The sequence below is a fragment of the Arthrobacter sp. 10T425 genome (genome assembly GCF_056393985.1).
The window spans coordinates 112,322-135,696 of record NZ_JBFTGZ010000010.1; the positions used below are offsets into that span (position 1 = coordinate 112,322).

The following is a 23,375-nucleotide window of genomic DNA, read 5'->3' on the forward strand; positions in this document are numbered from 1 at the left end:
CCCGGCCGTGGGAAGATTGAACGCGTGGCTCATATTGACGTATCCGGCATCGACTACTTCCTCTCCGACGGCACCCAGCTGCTCAACGGGGTGACCTTCAAGGTCCCGGACGGCACCAAGACAGCGCTGATCGGGCCCAACGGGACCGGCAAGACCACGCTGTTCCGGATCATTTCCGGCGATCTCGTCCCGGACGAAGGCGTGATCGGCCGGTCCGGCAACATGGGCATCATGCGCCAGTTCGTGGGCCAGGTCCGGGACGAGTCCACGGTCCGCGACCTGCTGGTCTCCGCCGCCCCGCCTGCCCTGGCCGCCGCCGCGCGTACCGTCGATGAGGCAGAGCTCGCCATGCTGGAGCACGACGACGAGCCCACCCAGATGGCCTATGCCCAGGCGATCGTGGACTGGGGGGATGCCGGCGGCTACGACGTCGAGACCGTCTGGGACGAGGTCTGCATGGCCGCCCTCGGCCTGCCGTTCGACCGGGCGCAGCACCGCCCGGCGTCGAGCCTCTCCGGCGGCGAGCAGAAGCGTCTGGTCCTCGAGGCCCTCTTCGCCGGCCCCGACGAACTGCTGCTCCTCGACGAGCCGGACAACTACCTCGATGTTCCGGGCAAGCGCTGGCTCGAGGCCAAGCTGAATGAGTCGAAGAAGACCGTGTTCTTCATCAGCCACGACCGTGAACTGCTCAACAACGCCGCCGGCCGCATCGTCACCCTGGAACCGGGCATCAACGGCGCCGGCGCATGGATCCACGGCGGCGGCTTCGGCTCCTACGTGGATGCCCGGGCCGACCGGAACGCGCGCTTCGAGGAACTGCGCAAGCGCTGGGACGAGGAGCACGTCAAGCTCAAGGAACTCGTCAACATGTACAAGAACAAGGCCGCGTTCCGCTCCGACATGGCCAACCGCTATCACGCGGCGCAGACCCGGCTCGCGAAGTTCCTCGAAGCCGGCCCGCCCGAGGCCCTTCCCATCGAACAGAACGTGCAGATGCGGCTCAAGGGCGGGCGCACCGCCAAGCGCGCCGTCGTGGCCGAGAAGCTGGAACTGACCGGCCTGATGAAGCCGTTCTCCACCGAAATCTGGTTCGGCGACCGGGTGGGCGTCCTGGGTTCCAACGGTTCGGGCAAGAGCCACTTCCTGCGCCTGCTCGCCACCGGCGGCACGGATCCCGAGCGGGAGCACCTGCCGGTGTCCGACGTCGAGATCGCCGAGGTGCCCCACGAGGGCACCGTGAAACTCGGCGCCCGGATCCGGCCCGGATTCTTCGCCCAGACCCACGTCCGGCCCGACCTGCTGGGTAAGACCCTGCTCGAAATCCTGCACCGGGGCGACGAGCACCGCTCGGGCATGGGCCGCGAAGCCGCCGCCGGGGCCCTCGACGGCTACGGGCTGGCGGCGCAGTCCGAGCAGAAGTACGAATCCCTCTCCGGCGGCCAGCAGGCGAGGTTCCAGATCCTGCTGCTGCAACTCTCCGGGGCCACGCTGCTGCTGCTCGACGAGCCCACGGACAACCTGGACCTGCACTCGGCCGAGGCCCTGGAACGGGCGATCGACCACTTCGAGGGCACCGTCCTGGCGGTCACCCACGACCGCTGGTTCGCCCGGACCTTCGACCGCTTCCTGGTTTTCGGCTCCGACGGCAGGGTCTACGAGTCCGCCGAACCGGTCTGGGACGAAAAGCGCGTCGAGCGCGCCCGCTAGAGCCATCGCGGGGTCCACTAAGCAACGCGGGGTCAGATACAGCCCATGCCGGGGGCGGTTATGGGCGCTAAGTGACCCCGCGTTGCTATTTGAAACGCGCAACAAATGATTAAATGATCACCAGCCGCTAGCATTTGAGCATGAACACTGATGAGCGGCACCGCCTGATCGGCGGACTGCTGCGCGACCGGGAGCACGTGACGGTGGACGATCTGACGGCCGCCTGCGGCGCCTCCGGCGCCACCATCCGCCGTGACCTCGACATCCTGGCCCTGCACGGCGTGTTGCGGAGGGTCCACGGCGGAGCCAAGAGCCTCGTTTTCGGCGGCGAAAACCCGCACTACGGGCAACGCGAACTCGAGGACCACACCGCCAAGATGCGGATCGCCGCCGGGGTGGCGGCCATGCTCGCGGACCGTGGACACGTCTGGCTGGACAGCGGCACCACCGCCACGGAGATCGCCCGCCAGTTGCGCCAGCGTGAGATGACGATCATGCCGATGTCGCTGCGGTCCGTCACCGCGCTGTCCGCGGACGACGGTCCGGCCGGGCGCCGCCCCGAACTCCTGATGCCCGGCGGCAGCCTCGTCCCCGGCGAACTTTCCTTCCGAGGACCGATGACGGAATCCAACATCCGCTCGCTGCGCTTCGACACCGCCGTCGTCACGCCCTGCGCCCTGAACCTCAAGGACGGGCTGTTGGCCCACGACCTCGACGACGCAGCAGTCAAACGCGCCGGCCTCGAATCCGCCGCCCGGGTGATCGTCGCCTGTGCCGCCGCCAAATGGAACGCCACCGCCGTCGCCCTCGTCGCATCCCTGGACGCCGTGGATGCCATCGTGACCGACCGGCAGCTCAGCCCTGAAGAACTTGACCAACTCGCCCAGCACTCGGTGGAAGCAGTGATCGTATGACCAGTACCGCAACCGTCCCGCAACTCAAGGCTGCCACCGGGGCGACTTTCCTTGTCTTCGGGATCAACGGATTAGTTTTCGCCAGCTGGGCAGCCCGCATCCCGGCCGTGACGGAGATCCTGCAGATCACCGCGGGCCAGATGGGAACCCTGCTGCTGTGCGTCGCGGTCGGTTCGCTGATCGCCCTGCCGACGGCCGGGTTCGTCGTCGGCCGGATCGGCACCGCCAACACCGTCCGCAGCGCCGGACTCGTGGCCGCGGCGGCCGGTGTCGGCGTCGCGCTCTCACTGATGGCGGCCTCCATCCCGGGGACTGCCATCGCCTTGTTCTTCTTCGGGATAGGCGTCGGGCTGTGGGATGTTTCGCAGAACATTGAAGGTGCCGACGTCGAACACCGGCTCGGGCGCACCATCATGCCGCAGTTCCACGCGGCCTTCAGCGGCGGCGCGTTCGTCGGTGCCCTGATCGGCGCCGGATTATCCACCCTGGGGGTCGGGCTCCCGGAGCACCTGCTGGTCATAGCCGCCGTTGTCGCCGTCCTGACCACTGTGGCCCCCCGGTATTTCCTGCCCCATCGGCCTGCCGAAGCGCCCGCCGCGGGGGACGCGGACCGGGGCAACTCCGGTTCGGCCTGGCGGGACGGGCGCACGCTGCTGATCGGCGTCGTCGTCCTCGGCGCCACCCTGACCGAAGGCGCCGGCAACGACTGGATTGCCAAGGCCGCGGTTGACGGCCTGGGCGCCGAACAGTCCACGGGGGCGCTGCTGTTCGCCGCGTTCGTGCTGGCCATGACCGCCATGCGCTTCTTTGGTGGCCGTGCGATCGACGTCTACGGCCGTGTTGCCGTGCTGCGGGCCAGCATGGCGGCGGCAACTGCGGGCCTCTGCCTCTTCGTGTTCGCCGGCAACATCTGGCTGGCCGCCGCCGGTGCCGTGCTCTGGGGCGTGGGGGCAGCACTCGCGTTCCCGATCGGGATGTCCGCCGCCGCGGACGACCCCAGGAAGGCGGCGGCCCGGGTGTCCGTGGTGTCCACGCTGGGCTACATTGCCTTCCTCGCCGGGCCGCCCCTGTTGGGCTACCTGGGGGATGTCACCGGTGTCAGGACCGCCCTGCTGGCGATCGGGATTCCGATTGTGGTGGCCCTGGTCCTCGCCGGAGCCGCGAAGCCGCTGCCCGCGAGGTAGCAGTATGGTGGTCCAATGCGAACCATGCTGAGGAAGGCCCCGGGCCGCCTGTCGAAATTCGACCGCAAACTGGTGCGCGCCGTCTCCAATCTGCCGGGAGGAGGCCATGATGACTTCTTCCGCCGTCTGTCCGCCGCCGCCAACAAGGGCAAACTTTGGTTCGGCGTTGCCGGAGCCCTGGCCCTGGTGCCCGGTAAGACGCGCAGGGCAGCGGTGCACGGACTCATTGCGCAAGGCGCTGCCTCGGCAGTCACCAACGTCGTGTTCAAGACCCTCCTGCCCCGGGCCCGCCCCCTGCCCGAACACCTTCCGGTCTTCCGCTTCGTGAACCCGCAGCCGACGAGTTCGTCGATGCCGTCGGGACACTCCGCCTCCGCGGTGGCTTTCGCTCTCGGGGTCGGCATGGTCCGCCCGGTCCTCGGTGCGGCGCTGGCCCCCGTCGCGGCCGGAGTGGCCTACTCCCGGGTCCACACCGGGGCCCACTGGCCCTCGGATGTGCTGTTCGGGTCCGCGATCGGCGCCGGCGCGGCCATGGTGACGCGGAAGTGGTGGCCTGTCCGACCGCCGTTCCCGGAAACCCGCCGCGGCGCCGCCCCGGCCGCGGAACTCCCGGACGGCCAGGGGCTCGGCATCGCGGTCAACACCCTTGGCGGGTCCTATGCTGACGAGACTGTCGACGCCCTGCAAAAAGTATTCCCTAAAGCGTATATAAAGGAAATCGGGCCGGGTGAGTCCGTCGACGCGGGCATCGCCCAGGTCGCGACCCGGCCGGGCATTGCGGCCCTGGGCGTCTGGGGCGGCGACGGAACCGTGGGCGCCGCGGCGGCCGCCGCCGTCGAACGTACCCTCCCGCTGGTGGTGCTCCCCGGCGGAACGCTGAACCATTTCGCCCGCGACGCCGGCACCCCCACCCTGGCGGACGCCGTGCAGGCGGCGTCGCGCGGCGAGGCCGCCGTGGCCGACGTCGGCCACGTGAGTGTCGAGCGCGGGCTCCCCGACAGCCCGGAGCAGCTCGAGCTGATCATGCTCAACACGGCCAGCATCGGCCTCTACCCGAACCTGGTCCGCCGGCGGGAGCAGCTCCAGCCGGCACTGGGCAAACCCCTGGCCGGAGTGGTGGCCATGTTCCGGACCTTCGCAGCCGGCACCCCCACCACGCTGATCGTCAACGGGGTGCGGCACCGGCTGTGGATCCTGTACATCGGCCGCGGCCGCTATTACCCCCGCGACCACGCGCCGCTGGTGCGTCCGGTACTCGCGGACGGTGTCCTGGACCTGCGGATGATCACTGCCGATGAGCCGTTCGCCCGGTTGCGCCTGCTCTGGGCCGTGCTCACGGGCACCGTGGCCACGTCCGGGATCACCCATCTGAGCGAAACGGACCGGATCACGGTGGAACCCGGGAACGGGCCCATGGTCCTCGCCGTCGACGGAGAGGTCATGCCCGGGGTGCGGCGGGTGGAATTCACGGTCCGCCCCGGCGCGCTGACCTACTACTCGCCCCTCGGCTGAACCCCGTCATCCAAACCCGTCATCCAACCCCTGTCATCCTCCCGGACTACCCTGATTAGCCCCTGAATCATCCCTGAGACCGGCGAAATACGCAGCTTGCCTCGGTAGCGTGGTGTGCAGACGGGCCCGTGACTGCGGTGCCCCGGATCATCTCCCGCTACGCAAAGGAACGCTTCCATGATCGAAGCACGAGGCCTGACCAAGGTTTACGGCGACAAGACCGCCGTCGCCGGCGTCAACTTCACCGTCGAAGCCGGCCGGGTCACCGGCTTCCTGGGTCCGAACGGGGCCGGAAAATCCACCACCATGCGCATGATCATGGGGCTGGACCGGCCGACGTCGGGCTCGGTGACCGTCAACGGGTTCCCGCTGACCGGGCACGCCGCCCCGCTGCGCGACGTCGGCGCGCTGCTCGATGCCAAGGCAGTCCACACGAGCCGCTCCGCCTACAACCACCTGCTGGCCATGGCGGCGACCCACAGCATCCCGAAGAAACGGGTCCACGAAGTCATTGAGATGACGGGACTGGCCGAGGTGGCCAGGAAGAAGGTCGGCGGCTTCTCGCTCGGCATGGGCCAGCGGCTGGGCATCGCCGCCGCCCTCCTGGGCGACCCGCAGACCGTCATCCTGGACGAGCCCGTCAACGGCCTTGACCCGGAGGGGGTGGTGTGGGTCCGCAACCTGGTGAAGTACCTGGCCTCCGAGGGCCGCACGGTCTTCCTTTCCAGCCACCTCATGAGCGAGATGGCCGTCACGGCGGACCACCTGATCGTGATCGGCCGCGGGAGGATCATTGCGGACGCCCCGATCCAGGAGATCATCACCGGCAAGGGCCAGGGCCGGACGCGGGTCCGCACCGACCAGCCGGACCGGCTCATGCAGCTGCTGGCCGGGACCGGGGTCTCGGTGGAGGTCCAGGAGCGCGAACTCCTCGAAGTCACAGGCCTGGACCCGCGCCAGATCGCCACTGCGGCGCTGGAGAACCACGTCATGATCTACGAACTCACCCCGCTGCAGGCCAGCCTCGAGGAGGCCTACATGGAACTGACCAAGGATGAGGTCGAATACCACTCGCTGATCACCACGGGCGCCGTTCCCGTCGAAGCCGGAGGCAACTAAGCCATGAGCTCCACAACCGTTGAATCCACGCCCTCGCGCCGCGGCGCCGACGCACAGAGGTCCGGAAACGGCAGCAGTTCCGGTCCCGGCCCCAGCTTCCTGCGGGTCCTCAACTCCGAATTCATCAAGTTCCGCACCCTGCTCTCCACTCTGATCCTGCTTGGCTCCACAGTGGTGGTCATGGTGGGGTTCGGGGCGCTTTCGGCCTGGGGGACGGGCCAGTTCTCCGAGGCCGCGGCCCGGGACCCGGAGGTCGGCGCCAGGCTCGCGGCCCAGGGCGGCGACATCGCCGTCAGCGTGCCCACCTCCGGCATCGCGTTCGCCCAGCTGATCCTGGGCTCCCTCGGCGTGCTGCTGATGAGCTCCGAGTTCACCACGGGCATGGCCCGGTCCACGTTCGCGGCGGTGCCCAAACGCATCCCCGCCTTCGCGGCCAAGCTCGTGGTGGTGGTGGTGACTTCCTTCGTCGTCACCGCCGCATCCACCCTGGCCGCCGGATTCGTATCCGTGCCGATCCTGGACAACTACGGCCTGGGCCTGGACCTGGGCAGCCCGCAGTCGGTCAAGCTGCTCCTTGTCAACAGCATTTACGTGGCGGCGGTTGCGGCCATCGGCATGGCGCTGGGCACGCTGATCCGCAACTCGGCGGGCGGCATCATGAGCCTGGTGGGACTGTTCTTCGTGGCACCCATCGCGTTCCAGCTCATTCCGGGCGACTTCTTCGTGGAGGCCCGCAAATACCTGCCCGGCAACACCGTGGATCCGCTGACCGCGGTGGAGCACCTCCCGGACACCCTCGAAGCCTGGCAGGCGGCCCTGGTGCTGGGCGCCTGGGTTGTCATCCCGGTGCTCCTGGCCGCCGTCCTGCTCAAGAGGCGGGACGTCTAGGCCGGCGCCACGGGCAGCGTCCAAGCCCTTCAGCATTTAGGCTCAGAGCATGATCGATGCGGTACCTGTCAGGGACGCGCCGGCCGGACCGGCCGACGCGTCCCTTGCTGAACTCACGGCCCGCCGCCGCGGCCGGCTCCGGCGCTACCTGCTGGCCAATCCGCGGGTCATGGACGTCCTGGTGGTGCTCTGCTACCTGGTCCTGGTCACGCCCACGGCGGCCGAATCGGTCATCCACGGCGACTGGCCGGTGGCCGTGCTGCTCGCCGCGGCCGCGCCGGTCCTGCTCTTCCGGCGGGCGTATCCGGTGCGGGTGGCGGCTGTTGTGGGGGCCCTGGAACTGGCGGTCACCTTCCTGCATCCCTGGGGGTCCAATGTCTCCGCCGGGCTCTGGTTTTCGCTGTACGCCGTCGCCGTCGTCCGCACCCGGCGGTTCGCCCTCGCCGCCCTGGCCCTGACCACCGCCCCGCTGCTGCTCCTGTACTTCCTGCTGGCCGTCGGCCCGCTGGACGGCCGGCTCCCGGACATGGCGGTCCGCACACCGGAGAATTTCCAGCTGCTGACGGGCATCGCGGCGGGCATCGGCATCGCGCTCTCGAATGTGATCGCCACGGGGATCGGGATCTCGGTGCGGCAGCGGCGCGAGCACGAGCACGAGATCGCGGCCTGGGCCGCCCGGGCCCAGCAGCTGGGCTCGGTCACGGAACGGAACCGGATCGCGCGCGAAATGCACGACGTCGTGGCGCACTCGCTGACGGTCATGATCAGCCTGTCGGACGGCGCCGCCGTCGTGGTCAAGAAGGATCCGGAGCGCGCCGCCGGCGTCCTGGCCGAACTCTCCCGGACCGGACGCACCGCGCTGGCCGACATGCGGCGCGTCCTTGGCGTGCTGCGCGAGGACGCCGCCACGGGACATGCCCCGCGCGAGCCGCTGGTGGCCGGGGGCAGCCTGGCCAAACTGCTCGAGGGCTTCCGCACCGCGGGACTGCCGCTGCACTACACGCACACCGGCCCGTCCCTGCCCGACGATGCGGCGTTCCAGCTGACCGTCTACAGAATTGTGCAGGAGTCGCTGACCAACGTGCTGCGCTACGGCCGCGCGCTCAGCCGGGTGGAGGTCAGCATTGTCCGGAACGGCTCCCGCGTCACCATTGAAGTGCTCGACGACGGCAGGGGCACCGTTGACCCGGGGGCTCCCGGGACCGGCGCGCAGGCGAAGCCTGACACACTGGACTCCTTCGGCACCGGGCATGGAATCGCCGGGATGCGGGAGCGGGCCAGGATCTACGCTGGCACCGTGTACGCCGGGCGCGCCGGTGACCGCGGCTGGCGCGTGCACGCGGAACTGAACTGCAACGGCGAGAATGCCATGGAATCAAGGGGGAACAATGTCCGACAACACGCCGGTACGCGTCCTGCTGGTGGATGACCAGCCGCTGCTTCGGATGGGTTTCCGCCTCATCCTGGAGGGTGAAGACGATTTGTGCATCGTGGGCGAGGCGTCCAACGGCGCCGAAGCGGTCCGCCACGTCCGGGAGCTCGCGCCCGACGTCGTCCTGATGGATGTGCGGATGCCGGTGCTGGACGGGATCGAGGCCACCCGGGCGATCGCCGCCTCGGGCTCCGACGCCAAAATCATTATCCTGACCACCTTTGACCTCGATGAATACGCCTTTGCAGCACTGCGGGCAGGGGCCTCTGCGTTCCTGCTCAAGGACGTGGCGCCGGCAGAACTGGTCAGCGCGGTGCGGGTGGTGGCCAGCGGCGACGCCGTGGTGGCACCCCGTGTTACGCAGCGACTGCTGGAGACCTATGTCCGTGGTGCCGGCGGCCTGGATCCTGCAGGGACAGGCGGCGCCGGCGGTCAGCAGGCCGGCGGCCCCGCACGCCCGGCGCGGGATCCGTTGCTGGAAGACCTGACGCCCCGCGAAAACGAGATGCTCGGGGCGATGGCGGAGGGACTCTCCAATGCCGAAATCGCGCACCGATACTTCCTGTCCGAGGCCACCGTCAAGACGCATGTGCGCCGGATCCTGACCAAGCTCCACCTCCGCGACCGCGTCCAGGCCGTGGTGTACGCATATGAGACCGGCCTCGTGGTGCCAAGCAACGCGGACTACTGACCGCCGCCGCCCTGCCGCCGCAAGGCAGGTTACCGGCAGGTAGTACCTGAAGCAGTGGTTTCAGGCACATTGCCGAATTGCCCGTGAGGCAACTTTGGTTGACCCTATGGCCCTCGCGTTGGGTGATGGCCCGGTCTGACCCGCCGTCATTTGTGGGACTGCACAAGACGGACGGTCCGCCGCGCGGTCTAGTGTGAAACGACATTGTGGTCCGCCGCACAGCATGGATTCGATTCCGTGCCGGCATCGAGCGGGCCTGAACCCCCCACGAAGGACGGCGCTTCCATGCCCGCTGACCAGCAGCTTTCAAAATCCCTGAAACCCAGGCATCTGTCCATGATTGCCATCGCCGGAGTGATCGGCGCCGGACTGTTTGTCGGTTCGGGTGCGGCGATCCAGCAGGCCGGCCCCGGCATCCTGGTTGCGTACGCCGCGGCGGGACTCGTCGTCATCCTCGTCATGCGGATGCTGGGCGAGATGGCCGCGGCCAACCCGGAAACCGGCTCATTTTCCACCTACGCGGACAAGGCCCTGGGCCGCTGGGCCGGGTTCAGCATCGGCTGGCTCTACGCATGGTTCTGGATCATTGTCCTCGGCATCGAGGCAACGGCTGGGGCAGCGATCATGCACCGCTGGGTCCCCGGCATTGACCAGTGGGTGTGGGCGCTTGCCCTGATGGTGCTGCTGACGCTGACCAACCTCGGGTCCGTTAAGTCGTTCGGCGAGTTCGAGTTCTGGTTCGCTTCCATCAAGGTCGCGGCAATCGTGCTCTTCCTGCTCTTCGGCGTCGCCGCGATCCTGGGCCTCATCCCCGGCGTTCCGGCGCCCGGCCTGGACAACCTGATCGGCAACGGCGGGTTCATGCCCAACGGCCCCGGCGCCGTCCTGGCCGGCATCCTCGTGGTGGTGTTCTCGTTCTTCGGCGCGGAAATTGCCACCATTGCCGCCGGCGAATCCGAGAACCCGGTCGATGCCGTCAAGAAGGCCGTGAAGTCCACTGTCTGGCGCATCCTCGTGTTCTACATCGGCTCCATCGCCATTGTGGTCACCCTGCTGCCCTGGAACTCCGCTTCCGTCGCCAAGAGCCCCTACGTCGCGGTCATTGAGCTGTTCGGCATCCCCGGCGCCGGAACCATCATGGACATTGTGGTGCTGACCTCGGTGCTCTCCTGCCTGAACTCCGGGCTCTACACCGCCAGCCGCATGCTGTTCTCGCTGTCCCGCCGCGGCGACGCCCCCAAGTCGTGGATGCGGATTTCCAAGCGCGGCGTGCCCGCCGCCGCGGTACTGGCCTCCACCGTGGTCGGCTTCGTCACCGTCGGACTGAACTACGTCGCCCCGGACACGGTCTTCCTGTTCCTGGTCAACACCTCCGGCGCCATCGCGCTGTTCGTGTGGCTCGTCATCGCGACCTCCCAGCTGATCCTGCGCCGCCGCATGGGCGCCGCCGCCAAGGACCTCCAGCTGAAAATGTGGCTCTTCCCGTACCTGACCTGGGTGTCGATCGTGAGCATCGTGGCCCTGCTGATCGGCATGGTGATCCTGGAAACCACGCGGGAATCGCTGCTGCTCTCGCTGGCTCTCGCCGCCGTCGTCGTGGGGATCGGCGTCATCCGCTACCGCAGGAACGGTGCCAAGGCCGCTGTTCCCGCAACAGGTGCCGGCGAGGCTCCTGCCGGTGACGCCACCCCGGTTGACGCCGAGCCTGGCGCTGAAGACGCCACAGTGGGCGCCCGCCCGGTGTCGTAGCCCCGGAAGGCTCCCGCAGCCGTCCCGCACCACCGGACATGCCCTCCCCCTGCGCCCACCACTGGACATAGCGCCATCATGTCCACTGCCCGGCGCGAGGGGAGGGCATATCCATGCGTGCCGGGGGACATGCCCAGTCCCCGGGCCGAGGGGAGGGCATGTCCATGCGTGCCGGGGCACAGCCGCGTCCCCGGGCCGAGGGGAGGGCATGTCCATGCGTGCCGGGGCACAGCCGCGTCACAGGAAGGGACTAGCCAGCCCATAGCGCTGCCGGGTTCGATGGGGTCATGACAAAAATGCCGCAGCCCCCGCACGAGCCGCACCCCAACCACGACCGCGGCCTGGAATTCGATCTCTCCACCCTCGTCAGCCGCCGATCGCTGGGCATGTTCCTCGGCGCGGGAACGGCCGCAGCCCTTGCGGCCTGCAGCCCGGGCGGCACCAGCGGCACCAGCGGCAGTTCGACGTCGGCCGCGGGGACCTCGGCCGCAACAGCCCCGGCGCCCTCGGCCGCGTCGGCGTCGGCCACTCCGACGCTCACCCGGGCGATCGCCGAGTGCGGGGTCGAAATCCCGCAGGAAACCGCCGGCCCCTACCCCGGTGACGGTTCCAACGGGCCCAACGTCCTCGAGGCATCCGGCGTGGTTCGTCAGGACATCACATCCAGCTTCGGGACCTCCACCAGCACAGCCGAGGGCGTACCGCTGACCGTCACGCTGACCCTTCTCGACAACGCCAACGGCTGCACCCCACTGGCCGGTGCCGCGGTGTACGCCTGGCACTGTGACCGCGAGGGCAAATACTCCATGTACGATTCGGGGCTTCAGAACGAGAACTACCTCCGCGGCGTCCAGGAGGCCGACGCCAACGGCCAGGTCACGTTCAAGACCATCTACCCCGGCGCCTACAACGGCCGCTGGCCGCACATCCACTTCGAAGTGTTCGAGTCCATGAACAATGCGACGGCGGCCGGCCAGGTCCTGGCGGTGTCACAGATCGCGCTGACCGAGGCCGCGTGCAAGGAGGTCTACGCGTCGGCCGGGTACGAATCCAGCGCGCAGAACTTCCCCCGCACCACGCTGAAGTCCGACAACGTGTTCGGCAACGACGGCGGCATCTACCAGCTGGCCACCATCACCGGCTCGGTGGCCGCGGGCTACGCCGCCGGTCTCAACGTCACCGTCTAGGCGCGGCGTCGCCCGGCACCGCGGCCCCCGGGGCCCGTGCGTGCCGGGCTAGACTCGGAGCCATGCCCACACCGAGCACTGCCGCAGAGCACATCCAGGACCTCGGCGCGTACGTCAGCGCGTCGCCGTCGAGCTTCCACGCCGTCCACGAGGCCGCGCGCCGGCTGGACGCGGCGGGCTTCACCGGCCTGGACGAACTGCAGCCCTGGCCGGAGCCCGCGGCCGCCGCCGGCAAGTTCTACGTGATCCGCGACGGCGCCCTCATCGCCTGGGTGGTGCCGGCAGGCGCCGGACCGACCACGGGTTTCAACATCCTCGGCGCGCACACGGACTCGCCCTCCTTCAAACTCAAGCCGAAGCCCACTACCGGCAAGTTCGGCTGGCTGCAGGCCGGCGTCGAGGTCTACGGCGGACCCCTCCTGAACTCCTGGCTGGACCGCGAACTCCAGCTCGCCGGCCGGCTCGTCATGCGCGACGGCACGCAGCACCTCACGGCCACCGGCCCGCTGCTGCGCTTCCCGCAGCTCGCCATCCACCTGGACCGGGCCGTCAATGAGGGCCTGGCCCTGGACAAGCAGCAGCACATGAATCCGGTCTTTGGCCTGGGCGATCCCGCCGGCGAGGACCTGCTCGGACTCCTTGCGGACCGCGTTGCCGATGCCGAGGTGGATCCGGCGCAGATCGGCGGGTACGACGTCGTCATCGCAGACACCCAGGCCCCGGCGGTGTTCGGCGCCAGGGGCGAATTCTTCGCCTCCGGCCGGCTCGACAACCTCTCCGCGACGCACGCCGGGCTCACGGCGCTGGTGGCGCACGCCGCCACGCCCGTCCCGGACGGTGCGCCGATTGCCGTGCTGGCCGCCTTCGACCACGAGGAAATCGGCTCAGCGTCCCGGTCCGGGGCGTGCGGGCCCATCCTCGAAGATGTCCTCGTGCGGATCTCGGACGGACTCGGCGCCTCTGCAAGCCAGCGGCGGCAGGCCTTCGCGGCGTCGTTCTGCGTCTCCGCGGACGCCGGCCACGCCGTGCACCCGAACTATCCCGAGCGGCACGATCCCGCCAACCGGCCGGTCCTCAACGGCGGGCCGCTGCTGAAGATCAATGCCAACCAGCGCTATGCCACCGACGCCGCCGGCGCCGCCCTCTGGGCCCGGCTGTGCACCGACGCCGGTATTCCGTACCAGGAATTCGTCTCCAACAACGTGATGCCGTGCGGGTCGACGATCGGCCCGCTGACCGCCACCCGGCTGGGAATCCGGACGGTCGACGTCGGCGTCGCCCTGCTGTCGATGCACTCGGCACGCGAGCTCTGCGGCGTCGCGGACCCGCACCGGCTGGCCGCGGTGACCCGGACGTTCTTCCGGACGGCGGCCTGACGCCTGGCGCCCTACGCGGCGACGCCGACTACGAGGTTGATGGTGGTTGCCAGAATGATGGTCCCAAAGAGGTAGGAGAGCAGGCTGTGCTTGAGGGCCTCGGCCCGGATGCCATGGTTCTGCAGCGCGGTGTCCGATACCTGGTACGTCATGCCCAGACTTGTGGCTAAGTAGGCGAAATCGGTGTACTGCGGCGGCCGGCTCTGGTTGAAGTCGATGCCGCCCACCCGGGAGCCTGCCCTCGCGCCCGTGCCGTAGTACAGCTCCGCGTACCGCAGTGTGAACAGCGTCTGGACCAGGGTCCAGGACAGCGCCACCGAGACTACCGCGAGCAGCCCGCCGGCAATCCTGGAGAGGGTGTCAGTGTTGTTGTGCGAATCCACGATGACCGCTGCCGCCGCCCCCAGGCTGGCGGCGTTGGCGGCCAGGATAAGCAGGTCCGTCGTGCTCCGGGCCGGGTCTTCCGTTGTGGCGTGCAACCGGGTGTCCGCGGGGTCGAGGCGGCCGATAACCAGCCAGACCCAGACGACGTAGGTCAAGGCGGCGGCGCACCAGCCAATCGTGGGAGCCTGCACCCAGTGCCCTGACATTCCGGCCGCCCCGGCGGCGAGTAGCCCCAACAGCACCATGGCGGCGAAGCGGAGACGGCTGCGGCGGAGCGGTGGCGGCACGGCTGACGAGGGGTTGGTGTGCATTTTCAGATCATGGCACAGCCGATGCGCCCCCCGACTGAACGCTGGCCGTGTGGCGGTTATCCACATGGCCGCCGACGCTCTTCCCGGCCAGGCCGCGGGGCCGTACGGTGGAGGCACGGAATCGCGGATTCCGGCCCGCATGCACTAAGCTATTGAAGTCTGTGCTGCGCCCTGCCTCCGTTCCGGCGGCCGGGCATTGCACGACACCGCAAATGAACCTCCTGTTACGGAAATGCCGTAACCGCTTAGCCCAAAGGAGGTGGGTTCACATATGCGTCCTTACGAATTGATGGTAATCATCGACCCCGAGGTCGAAGAGCGTGCCGTTGAGCCGTCGCTTCAGAAGTTCCTGAACGTCATCACCAACGATGGTGGAACCATCGAAAAGGTTGACATCTGGGGCCGTCGTCGCCTGGCTTACGAAATCCAGAAGAAGTCCGAAGGTATCTACGCCGTGGTGAACTTCACCGCCGAGCCGGCTACCGCCAAGGAACTTGACCGCCAGCTGAGTCTCAACGAGACCATCATGCGCACCAAGATCACCCGCCCCGAAGAGCAGAAAGTTGTTGCTGAGTAATTCAGCAGCCAACCTTCAATCTTCATCCCCGCAGGAACGCACAAGGAGGCAGTAGATGGCAGGCGAAACCACTATCACGGTTATCGGTAACCTCACCAATGACCCCGAACTCAGGTTCACACCGTCCGGTTCGGCCGTAGCGAATTTCACCATCGCTTCTACTCCCCGCACCTTCGACCGGCAGTCCAATGAGTGGAAGGACGGGGAAACCCTGTTCCTCCGCGCGTCGGTCTGGCGCGAAGCAGCCGAAAACGTCGCCGAGTCCCTGACCAAGGGCATGCGCGTTATCGTCTCCGGCCGCTTGAAGAGCCGTTCCTACGAAACAAAAGAAGGCGAGAAGCGCACCGTTATCGAGCTTGAGGTCGATGAAATCGGCCCGAGCCTGCGCTACGCCAACGCCAAGGTCAACCGCACCCAGCGCTCCGGCGGTCAGGGTGGTCAGGGTGGCTTCGGCGGCGGCAACAGCGGCGGTGGATTCGGTGGCGGCCAGGGTGCAAACCAGGGCGGCAACACCGGTGGGACATGGGGCGGCAACCAGCCCGCCGCGCAGGAAGACCCGTGGGCCACGCCCGGGGTCAGCAATGCGGGCGGCGGCTGGGGCAACGGCCCGGATTCCGAACCTCCCTTCTAAACAACATCTAAGGTCCGGCAACGAAAACCGACTGGCCGCCGCAACGCGGCCTGGTGCAGACTGCGCCGGATCACCACCATCCCGTGGATCAATATCCACGGGCTCCATCGAATAGGAGCTCCACGATGGCTAAGGCTGAACTCCGTAAGCCCAAACCAAAGTCCAACCCCTTGAAGGCCGCTGACATCACTGTCATCGACTACAAGGACGTAGCATTGCTGCGCAAGTTCATCTCCGACCGCGGAAAGATCCGCGCCCGTCGCGTCACTGGCGTCACGGTGCAGGAACAGCGCAAGATCGCCCAGGCAATCAAGAACGCCCGCGAAGTTGCTCTGCTGCCTTACTCCGGCGCTGGCCGCGGCTAAGGAAGGGATTAACTAAAATGGCAAAGCTCATTCTGACCCACGAAGTAACCGGTCTCGGTGCTGCTGGCGACGTTGTCGAGGTCAAGGACGGTTACGCACGTAACTACCTGCTGCCCCGCAACTTCGCCCTGACCTGGTCCAAGGGTGGCGAGAAGCAGGTTGAGTCCATCAAGGCTGCCCGCGTTGCCCGCGAGCACGCTTCCCTGGAAGACGCTCAGAAGCAGGCTGCTGCACTCTCCGCCAAGCCGGTCAAGCTGGTCGTCAAGGCTGGCGCAACCGGACGCCTGTTCGGCACCGTCAAGCAGGGCGACGTGGCCGACGCTGTTGAGGCCGCAGGCCTGGGCCGCATCGACAAGCGCAAGGTTGAACTGCCGGCACACATCAAGTCGACCGGTTCCTACCAGGCAAACGTCCGTCTGCACGACGACGTTTCCGCTGTGATCGAACTCGACGTAGTAGCAGGTAAGTAGCCCTCACCGGCTGCAGTCCTGAACTGCTGGAAGGCCCCCGCCTCCGGACCTCTCTGAGGACCGACGGCGGGGGCCTTCTGCTTTAACCCCAACACGAGGTCACTTGCGGTCCATGTTGGACGGCGTCATGGGCCGTAGGTGACCCCGCGTTGCTTTGGCGGGGCGGATCCCCTTAGGCGTGGTGCAGCGCCGTGGTGACATGCCGGTAGCCGAGCCGGACCAGTTCGGTGAGCACGGCCTCGTCGACGTCGTCGAGCTTGTTGACGTACAGGCAGCCGGCGCCGAGCTTGTGCCTGCCCAGCCTGCCGAGGAGTTCGGCGGCCTCCGGCCCATATGTCAGGCCGTAGAGCGACAGGCTGGATTTCCTGGGGGAGAAGCCGACCGCCGCGGCATCGCCCTCCCTGCCGCTCGCGTACTTGTAGTGGTAGCGGCCGAAGCCCACAATCGTCGGACCCCACATTTGCGCCGGTTCGCCCGTTATTTCGGACATCAGCGCCAGCAGGCGGAACCCGTCGGCGCGCCGGACCGGATGCTCGACGGCGGCCAGGAACTCCTGAACCGACGCGCCGGTTGCCTGCGTTTTGTTTTCTGCCATGAGGGCAGTCTTGCAGAGCGCGACATTCCTGTCAGGCGGGGAGGTTGGCCGGGAATAAATCCCCTATCCCGCCGCTTCTAAAGGTAGATGCAAACGCATGTAGTCGCGTTGCTGACCAGGATTCAACTTAGGAGCACTCCGTGGAAACCCGCCGTATCACCGTTATCTCCGCCGGACTCGGCGTCCCCTCCTCAAGCCGCCTGCTCGCGGACCAGCTGGCGGCCTCGGCCGAGCGGCAGCTTGCCGCGGCCGGCTACGCCGTGGACATCGAGGTCCTGGAGTTGCGGGACCTCGCCGTGGACATCGCCAACAACTTTGTAACCGGGTATGCGGCTCCGCGGCTCGCCGAAGTGATTGCCGGCGTCGAGGCCTCTGATGGCCTGATCGCCGTCAGCCCCGTGTTCAGCGCGTCCTACAGCGGGCTTTTCAAGTCCTTCATCGACGTGCTCGATCCCAAGGCGCTCGAAGGCAAGGCCGTGCTGATCGGGGCCACCGCCGGCACGGACCGGCACCAGATGGTGCTGGACTTCGCGATGCGGCCGCTGTTCACCTACCTGCGCACCCGGATCGCCGCCACCGCGGTTTTCGCCGGGCCGCAGGACTGGGGAAACAACGACGACGGCGGCTCGCCACTGTCGGTGCGCGTGGACCGGGCGGCGGGGGAGTTTGTCGCCCTGCTGCAGGACTCAGGGCCGCAGCAGAAGCCGGTCGCGCTGGAGTCCCTGCCGTTTGAGCAGCTGCTGGCCGGGATCGCTGCCCGGCGGTAGGTCTGCCCGGCGCAGGGCTCCCGGGCCTGCAGCGCCGTCCGAACCTTTTCGGCCGCCCGCTCGTTGTCCGGGACATGAAATGTCCCGTGGATTCTATTGACCTGATCATGAGTGAACGCAGCGGCGTGGAGATTGACTATTGCCCCCAATGCCGCGGGGTGTGGCTGGACCGGGGAGAGCTGGACAAGATCATTGACCGTGCGGCGGAGTCGTTGGGCCCGGCAGCCGGCGTCCCCGCTAAACCACTGCCGCCGGCAGCGATGCCACCTGCGGCGTTTTCACCTGCCGAGTTTTCACCTGCGTCGTTTTCACCTGCGGTTGCTGGCCACATTCCGCCGCCGCTGTACAACCTCGACCCGCGCCGGGACGACCGGCGTCCGGATGACGGCAGCTATGACGAGCGCCGGTACGATGACCGCCGCGACCGTCCGCGTCCCGACCAGTCCAGGTATGAGCAGCCGCGTTACGATGACCGCCGTCGTCCGAAGAAGAAGGAAGGCTGGCTGGGGGACTTGTTCGACTTCTAGCCATGCCGGGTCCCCGGCCGTGCCGGTGGCCCGGAGCCGGCGTGGGCCCCGCGGGGCTCAGTCGCCGAGCAGTGCGATGAACTCCCGGGCCTGTTTCATGGAAATATCCGAGTGGCGGGTCAGGGCGGTCGCTGCGGCCTCGGTGTCGCCGCTCTTAGCCAGGGTGCGGATCCTCCCGTAGATCTCATCATTGAGCATGTTGCTGCTCACCTCGCGGGTGACATCGCCCTTGCTGGCGATCGCGCGGTAGCGGTACGAGAACCGCTGGGGCACGTCGTCGTCGTCCGGTACGGCCGCCGGCGCCGGCTCAGGGGCGCGGAAGGGCTGGGGGTGGGCTGCCAGCGCCGCGACGGCGTCGCGGGACGCCCGGAGGCCCTCGCCTGTGGCCTCGAGGTAGACCTTGATGGCGGTCATGGCCTGCCCCTGCGCGATCAGCGCGTAGAGCTGCCGGTGCTGGTCCTCGGTGAGCTTGGCGGCCGCCGTCCGGGCCAGCTCCGCGGAGTTGGGGTCCGGCTGCGGCGCTGGTGCCGGCATGGTGCGTTCGCCGCGGCGGCTCCACGCCCGTATCGCCAGCAGTACGGCGGCGGCCACGAGCACCAGGATCAGTACGGGAATGAGCAGGGAGTCCATGTGCTAGAGCCGATCTACGTAATTCTTTGCGGTCTTCAGGTCCGAGCGCGTCGATTGCCGCAGCAGCCGGACGGCCTTCGTCTTGTGGCCGTCGTGGGCCAGCGATTGGAGCTGCAAGAGGAGCTGTGGGCTCAGGTGTCCAATGGCGGACAACGCATCCTGGTGGCCGGAGCTGTCCCGGCCCAAAAGGGCGGAGCGGGCGTGGTCGGCCTGCTGCGATTGCTGCTGGGAGTTCTGGCTGGGGCGCGTGGTAGCTTCAATCCGGGCGCGGGAGGCCTCGGCAGCCCGGACCTGTGCCGCGTAGTGGGCCTGGGACTTGAGCGCCAGTTCCTGCTGGTAACGCTCGGCATCTGAGATGCCGTGGTTCCGCGGCTTCAACGCCGTGACCGCCGCCCAGAGCACCGCCGCGAGGATGAGGGCAGGCAACATGACTATCAGTACATCGCCCATGATTAGAGCTTATGCCAGATTGCGGTTATCCACAGCATGTTCCGCACCTCGCGTACAGTGCGCCGCTGCTGGCGTCAATTCGGCTCGGCGGGAATGAATCCGGTCACAAAATGTGCGTATCGGGCGGCAAATGTGGCCTCCTGTGCCGCATCGTATCCCCAGCTCCAAGGTGCAGGCTGTGGATGAAGCTTGGCGGAAATTGTTTTGTGTCCACAAGATGAATGCAACATTTCCGCAGGTCAAGCACTGAATACAGGCTTAACTTTTTTTCTATCCACAGCTCTACCCACAGACTGTGCACAAGCATCAGGCACTAGTGCACAGGTTATCCACAGGGCAGCGGAGCGGCCGGGTTGGTGCCTGCCCCGGCGGCGGATAACGTAGCAGGATATCGGGCGTGGGAAGTGGAAAAACCTGCGGTCGCCGGATGGTGCCCACCAGGACACCGGCTCCGGGATCCGGCGCCCTGCGGCCGCACCAGCACTGTGGATAACGGCGGTTGCTGGCCCGGCGCGAACTGTCGGAGCTGACTGGTAAGAATAGAGCGGCCGGCATGTGCCGGGTTTTGCCGCCCGCATCACAGCAGTTCGGCAGCACAGCAGTTCGGAATCACAGCAGTTCGGCAACACAGCAGTTCGGCAACACAGCAGGTACGCATCACAGCTCCGCAATGACAACAGTTCGGCATCACGGCCGTTGAGCACCGCAGCGGCTGGGCGTTGACCCGCCGGGATACGGCGCTTGGCTGTAAAGCACTGGGTACGAGGGCATTGGGCATAAGGCGCAGTGCTTACGCGCCGCGGCGAACGGACATCCGCCACGGCACACAATGAAGGACGGCAGTTTTGTCAGTTACGCATCTGGACTCAGTCGAGGGTACGCGGGGAGCCGAGGGCAGCCGCAAGCCTCCGCAGGACATCCCCGCGGAGCAGTCAGTCCTGGGCGGCATGATGCTGTCCAAGGACGCCATCGCCGACGTCGTCGAGATCCTGCGTGGCCAGGACTTCTACCGTCCGGCGCACGAAACCATCTACGAGGCCATCATCGACCTCTATGGCCGCGGCGAGCCCGCGGACGCCGTGACCGTCTCGGACGAGCTGACCAAGCGCGGCGAAATCAACAGGATCGGCGGACCCGCCTACCTGCACGAACTCATCCAGACCGTCCCCACGGCGGCCAACGCCGGTTACTACGCTGAAATCGTGGGCGAACGCGCGGTGCTGCGCCGCCTGGTCAACGCCGGCACCAAGATCGTCCAGCTCGGCTACGGACAGGACGGCGAGGTCGAAGACCTGGTCAACCAGGCCCAGGCCGAGGTCTACGCCGTCGCCGAACGCCGGACCGCCGAGGACTATGTGGTCCTCAAGGACGTCATGGAATCCACCGTGGACGAGATCGAGGCCTCCGGCCACCGCGGCGAGGGCATGGTGGGTGTACCCACCGGCTTCTACGAGCTCGATGAACTCACCCACGGCCTGCATCCCGGCCAGATGATCGTCATCGCCGCCCGCCCGGCCGTCGGCAAGTCCACGTTCGCGCTGGACTTCGCCCGCTCGGCCGCCATCAAGAACAACCTTGCGACCGTCATGTTTTCCCTCGAAATGGGCCGCAACGAGATCGCCATGCGCCTGCTGTCCGCCGAGGCCACGATCGGTCTCCAGGACCTCCGCAAGGGCACCATCAAGGACGAACAGTGGTCCAAGATTGCCACCACCATGGGCCGGATGAACGATGCGCCGCTGTTCATCGATGACAGCCCCAACATGTCGCTGATGGAGATCCGGGCCAAGTGCCGGCGCCTGAAGCAGCAGCATGACCTCAAGCTGGTGATCCTGGACTACCTGCAGCTCATGAGCTCGGGCAAGAAAGTGGAATCCCGCCAGCAGGAAGTCTCCGAGTTCTCCCGTGCCCTGAAGCTCCTGGCCAAGGAACTCCAGGTGCCGGTGATCGCGCTGTCGCAGCTGAACCGTGGCTCCGAGCAGCGCCAGGACAAGCGCCCCATGGTCTCGGACCTGCGCGAATCCGGCTCCATCGAGCAGGATGCCGACATGGTGATCCTGCTGCACCGCGAAGACGTCTATGACAAGGAGTCCCCGCGCGCGGGCGAGGCGGACATCCTGATCGCCAAGCACCGTAACGGCCCCACAAAAGACATTGTGGTGGCTTTCCAGGGCCACTACTCGCGGTTTGCCAACATGGCCGCCGACGCCGGCGGTGGCGGCGGCTTCTAGCCCCGCCCGGCTAGTGGTCGCGGTCCGCGAGCAGGTGGTTGGGCAGCCGGTTCCCCGGGGCCCGGCCGCGGATTTCCAGCAGTTCGCGGGCGTGGGCGTGCAGCCGGATATCCTCTTCTGACACCGGCACCCACTGCGGAATCGGGACCGAGGTGCCGGTCTCGTCTCGGGCGACCATGACCGTCAGGCAGTACGTGGTCAGGTTCAGCTCGCGCCCCTTGGGGTCTCCGGAGCGGACGTGGACGGCGATGTGCATGCCCTTGGTGCCGGTGTAGACCAGACGGGCCTCCACCTCTACGACGTGGCCGATCAGCAGCGGCCGGTAGAATCGGACACCGCCGGAGAATACGGCCACGGTGTCCTTGCCGCAGTAGCGGGAGGCGCAGACATAGGCAGCCTCGTCGATCCACTTCATGACGATGCCGCCGTGCACCTTGCCGCCCCAGTTCACGTCCGTGGGCGCGGCCATGAACCGCAGCACCACGCTCTCGGCCGTGCCGGCGTCGGTATATTCCTGTCCGCTCATGGCCTCCACAATGTCCTCGCGGACCTTGATCCGGGCCAGCGCGTGGTCCCGCTGTTCGATTTCGTCCGGCGTCTCAGGGACGAACTGCGGCACCGGTATGGGCTTGCCGTCCGCGCCCACGGCCACGAAGATCACGATGCACTGGCTGCGCATGGTGGCGGGGCCGCCCTTCGGATCGCCCGAGGACACCACGGTGCGGATATGCATCGAGGACCGCCCGGTGTACACGATCGTGGCCTCGACCTCCACCATGTCGCCACTGTTGACCGGGTCCGCGAAGTGGATGTTCCCCACGTAGGCCGTCACGCAGTAGGACTTTGCCCAGCCGACGGCGGCGGCATAGGCCGCCTTGTCCACCCACTCGAGCACGGTGCCGGCGTCGACCGAGCCGCTGTGGCCGACATCGGTGGGGGCCGCCAGGAAGCGCAGGCTCACGGAATTGGGCGCGTTCTCGCTCATAATGCGAGTTTACTGATTGGCCCGGCAGGCGCGGCCGGCCAGCGACACAATCGCTCTCCTGCAGGCCACAACCACGCCATAACCACGCCATAACCCGGAGACACACGACGGCGGGCGGCCACCAAAAGGTGACCGCCCGCCGTCGCGCTCCAGGCCGTGAGCCATGCCGTGGATGCCTTAGGCCAGGACGCGGAGCTTCGAGTCGGCGCGGCCGAAGAGGGCGCGGTCGGCGGAGAACTTGCCGGCACCGACGAGGGCCACGGCTGCGGCGGCGGCCGCCAGGATCAGGACGAGTTCATAGCCGCCGGTTGCGACGAAGACGCCGGCGGAGGCGTGGACCATGAACAGGGCGCCGAGCATGTCCAGTGCGAGGAGGACCGCAAACACGCGGGTGAGCACGCCCAGGATCAGCGCGACACCGCCGACGAGCTCGAGGGTCGCGACGACGGGAGCCACCGCCTGGGCTGCCGGAACACCCATCTGGGTGAAGGCGGCCTGGGTGCCTGCGATCGTGAATTCGTTGAACTTCTGCCAGCCGTGGGCGGCGAAAAGGAAGCCGGCGATGACGCGCAGGATGGTTCGGGCGGAGGTGGTCAGGGCGGGCTGGTTCATGGGAAATACCGTTTCGTAAGTAGGGGGCGGCGCGGCTCTCAGCCGCCGCGGCTTCGGTTGCGTTCAAGATCCAGTCTTCCG

General features: G+C 67.5%; 24 protein-coding genes. 18 read left to right on the top strand and 6 right to left on the bottom strand.

Annotation, left to right across the window (positions count from 1 at the left end; genetic code table 11):
- Window positions 1–24 precede the first annotated feature (24 nt).
- The 11 genes from AC1DDH_RS13370 to AC1DDH_RS13420 all read left to right on the top strand — a co-directional run bounded on the left by AC1DDH_RS13370 (window position 25) and on the right by AC1DDH_RS13420 (window position 13,759).
- Window positions 25–1,707, top strand: a complete 1,683-nt coding sequence (locus AC1DDH_RS13370) for an ABC-F family ATP-binding cassette domain-containing protein (protein WP_476955600.1) — start codon at window positions 25–27, stop codon at window positions 1,705–1,707.
- A 140-nt stretch (window positions 1,708–1,847) separates the two neighbouring features.
- Window positions 1,848–2,621 (top strand): DeoR/GlpR family DNA-binding transcription regulator, encoded by a 774-nt coding sequence (locus AC1DDH_RS13375; RefSeq protein WP_476955601.1) that lies wholly within the window; start codon window positions 1,848–1,850, stop codon window positions 2,619–2,621.
- The gene (locus AC1DDH_RS13380) at window positions 2,618–3,805 is read left to right on the top strand and encodes an MFS transporter (RefSeq protein ID WP_476947376.1); all 1,188 of its coding nucleotides are present in this window, start codon (window positions 2,618–2,620) and stop codon (window positions 3,803–3,805) included. Before AC1DDH_RS13375 ends, AC1DDH_RS13380 begins: the two co-directional genes overlap by 4 nt.
- A 15-nt stretch (window positions 3,806–3,820) precedes the next feature.
- Window positions 3,821–5,317 carry a phosphatase PAP2 family protein gene (locus AC1DDH_RS13385; RefSeq protein ID WP_476947375.1) on the top strand — a complete coding sequence of 499 codons (1,497 nt, stop codon included), beginning with the start codon at window positions 3,821–3,823 and terminating at the stop codon, window positions 5,315–5,317.
- Window positions 5,318–5,494: 177 nt separating this feature from the next.
- Window positions 5,495–6,436, top strand: a complete 942-nt coding sequence (locus tag AC1DDH_RS13390; RefSeq protein WP_476947374.1) for an ABC transporter ATP-binding protein — start codon at window positions 5,495–5,497, stop codon at window positions 6,434–6,436.
- Between the two features lie 3 nt (window positions 6,437–6,439).
- Window positions 6,440–7,324, top strand: coding sequence for an ABC transporter permease (locus AC1DDH_RS13395; RefSeq protein ID WP_243178127.1), 885 nt, complete (start codon window positions 6,440–6,442; stop codon window positions 7,322–7,324).
- 49 nt (window positions 7,325–7,373) lie between these two features.
- Window positions 7,374–8,753, top strand: a complete 1,380-nt coding sequence (locus tag AC1DDH_RS13400; protein WP_476955602.1) for a sensor histidine kinase — start codon at window positions 7,374–7,376, stop codon at window positions 8,751–8,753.
- Window positions 8,713–9,447, top strand: coding sequence for a response regulator (locus AC1DDH_RS13405; protein WP_476947371.1), 735 nt, complete (start codon window positions 8,713–8,715; stop codon window positions 9,445–9,447). The genes AC1DDH_RS13400 and AC1DDH_RS13405 overlap by 41 nt, the downstream gene beginning before the upstream one ends.
- A 285-nt stretch (window positions 9,448–9,732) precedes the next feature.
- Window positions 9,733–11,196, top strand: coding sequence for an amino acid permease (locus AC1DDH_RS13410; RefSeq protein WP_476947370.1), 1,464 nt, complete (start codon window positions 9,733–9,735; stop codon window positions 11,194–11,196).
- Between the two features lie 296 nt (window positions 11,197–11,492).
- Window positions 11,493–12,383 (top strand): intradiol ring-cleavage dioxygenase, encoded by an 891-nt coding sequence (locus tag AC1DDH_RS13415; protein WP_476856795.1) that lies wholly within the window; start codon window positions 11,493–11,495, stop codon window positions 12,381–12,383.
- A gap of 62 nt (window positions 12,384–12,445) precedes the next feature.
- Entirely contained in the window at window positions 12,446–13,759 is a 1,314-nt protein-coding gene (locus tag AC1DDH_RS13420) for a M18 family aminopeptidase (RefSeq protein WP_476955603.1), read from the top strand.
- A gap of 11 nt (window positions 13,760–13,770) precedes the next feature.
- On the opposite strand, the gene AC1DDH_RS13425 is transcribed toward AC1DDH_RS13420, so the two are convergent.
- The gene (locus AC1DDH_RS13425) at window positions 13,771–14,454 is read right to left on the bottom strand and encodes a DUF1345 domain-containing protein (RefSeq protein WP_476955604.1); all 684 of its coding nucleotides are present in this window, start codon (window positions 14,452–14,454) and stop codon (window positions 13,771–13,773) included.
- 271 nt (window positions 14,455–14,725) lie between these two features.
- On the opposite strand from AC1DDH_RS13425, the gene rpsF reads away from it, so the two are divergent.
- The 4 genes from rpsF (at window position 14,726) to rplI (ending at window position 16,497) form a co-directional block, all read left to right on the top strand.
- The gene (rpsF, locus tag AC1DDH_RS13430; RefSeq protein ID WP_026266755.1) at window positions 14,726–15,031 is read left to right on the top strand and encodes a 30S ribosomal protein S6; all 306 of its coding nucleotides are present in this window, start codon (window positions 14,726–14,728) and stop codon (window positions 15,029–15,031) included.
- Window positions 15,032–15,086: 55 nt separating this feature from the next.
- The gene (locus AC1DDH_RS13435; RefSeq protein ID WP_018775330.1) at window positions 15,087–15,662 is read left to right on the top strand and encodes a single-stranded DNA-binding protein; all 576 of its coding nucleotides are present in this window, start codon (window positions 15,087–15,089) and stop codon (window positions 15,660–15,662) included.
- Between the two features lie 125 nt (window positions 15,663–15,787).
- Window positions 15,788–16,027, top strand: a complete 240-nt coding sequence (rpsR, locus tag AC1DDH_RS13440) for a 30S ribosomal protein S18 (RefSeq protein WP_003800144.1) — start codon at window positions 15,788–15,790, stop codon at window positions 16,025–16,027.
- Window positions 16,028–16,044: 17 nt separating this feature from the next.
- A complete protein-coding gene (gene rplI, locus AC1DDH_RS13445) occupies window positions 16,045–16,497 on the top strand; it encodes a 50S ribosomal protein L9 (protein WP_018775331.1) in 453 nt (150 codons plus the stop codon).
- A 172-nt stretch (window positions 16,498–16,669) separates the two neighbouring features.
- On the opposite strand, the gene AC1DDH_RS13450 is transcribed toward rplI, so the two are convergent.
- A complete protein-coding gene (locus tag AC1DDH_RS13450; RefSeq protein WP_230009171.1) occupies window positions 16,670–17,092 on the bottom strand; it encodes a DUF1801 domain-containing protein in 423 nt (140 codons plus the stop codon).
- A 140-nt stretch (window positions 17,093–17,232) separates the two neighbouring features.
- On the opposite strand from AC1DDH_RS13450, the gene AC1DDH_RS13455 reads away from it, so the two are divergent.
- Both AC1DDH_RS13455 and AC1DDH_RS13460 read left to right on the top strand, forming a co-directional pair.
- Window positions 17,233–17,859 (top strand): FMN reductase, encoded by a 627-nt coding sequence (locus AC1DDH_RS13455; RefSeq protein WP_476955605.1) that lies wholly within the window; start codon window positions 17,233–17,235, stop codon window positions 17,857–17,859.
- A 74-nt stretch (window positions 17,860–17,933) separates the two neighbouring features.
- Window positions 17,934–18,386 (top strand): TFIIB-type zinc ribbon-containing protein, encoded by a 453-nt coding sequence (locus AC1DDH_RS13460; RefSeq protein ID WP_476955606.1) that lies wholly within the window; start codon window positions 17,934–17,936, stop codon window positions 18,384–18,386.
- Between the two features lie 57 nt (window positions 18,387–18,443).
- On the opposite strand, the gene AC1DDH_RS13465 is transcribed toward AC1DDH_RS13460, so the two are convergent.
- Window positions 18,444–19,016: a hypothetical protein gene (locus AC1DDH_RS13465; RefSeq protein WP_476955607.1), complete on the bottom strand. Its 573-nt coding sequence runs from the start codon at window positions 19,014–19,016 to the stop codon at window positions 18,444–18,446.
- 3 nt (window positions 19,017–19,019) lie between these two features.
- Window positions 19,020–19,466: a hypothetical protein gene (locus tag AC1DDH_RS13470; protein ID WP_476850679.1), complete on the bottom strand. Its 447-nt coding sequence runs from the start codon at window positions 19,464–19,466 to the stop codon at window positions 19,020–19,022.
- A gap of 845 nt (window positions 19,467–20,311) precedes the next feature.
- Here AC1DDH_RS13470 and dnaB point away from each other — a divergent pair.
- On the top strand, window positions 20,312–21,697 hold the full coding sequence (gene dnaB, locus AC1DDH_RS13475) for a replicative DNA helicase (protein WP_018775337.1): 1,386 nt from the start codon (window positions 20,312–20,314) through the stop codon (window positions 21,695–21,697).
- A 10-nt stretch (window positions 21,698–21,707) separates the two neighbouring features.
- Here dnaB and AC1DDH_RS13480 read toward each other — a convergent pair whose 3' ends face one another.
- Both AC1DDH_RS13480 and AC1DDH_RS13485 read right to left on the bottom strand, forming a co-directional pair.
- Window positions 21,708–22,682 (bottom strand): acyl-CoA thioesterase, encoded by a 975-nt coding sequence (locus tag AC1DDH_RS13480; RefSeq protein ID WP_476955608.1) that lies wholly within the window; start codon window positions 22,680–22,682, stop codon window positions 21,708–21,710.
- A 177-nt stretch (window positions 22,683–22,859) separates the two neighbouring features.
- Entirely contained in the window at window positions 22,860–23,294 is a 435-nt protein-coding gene (locus AC1DDH_RS13485; RefSeq protein ID WP_028277632.1) for a DoxX family protein, read from the bottom strand.
- Window positions 23,295–23,375: the final 81 nt, after the last annotated feature.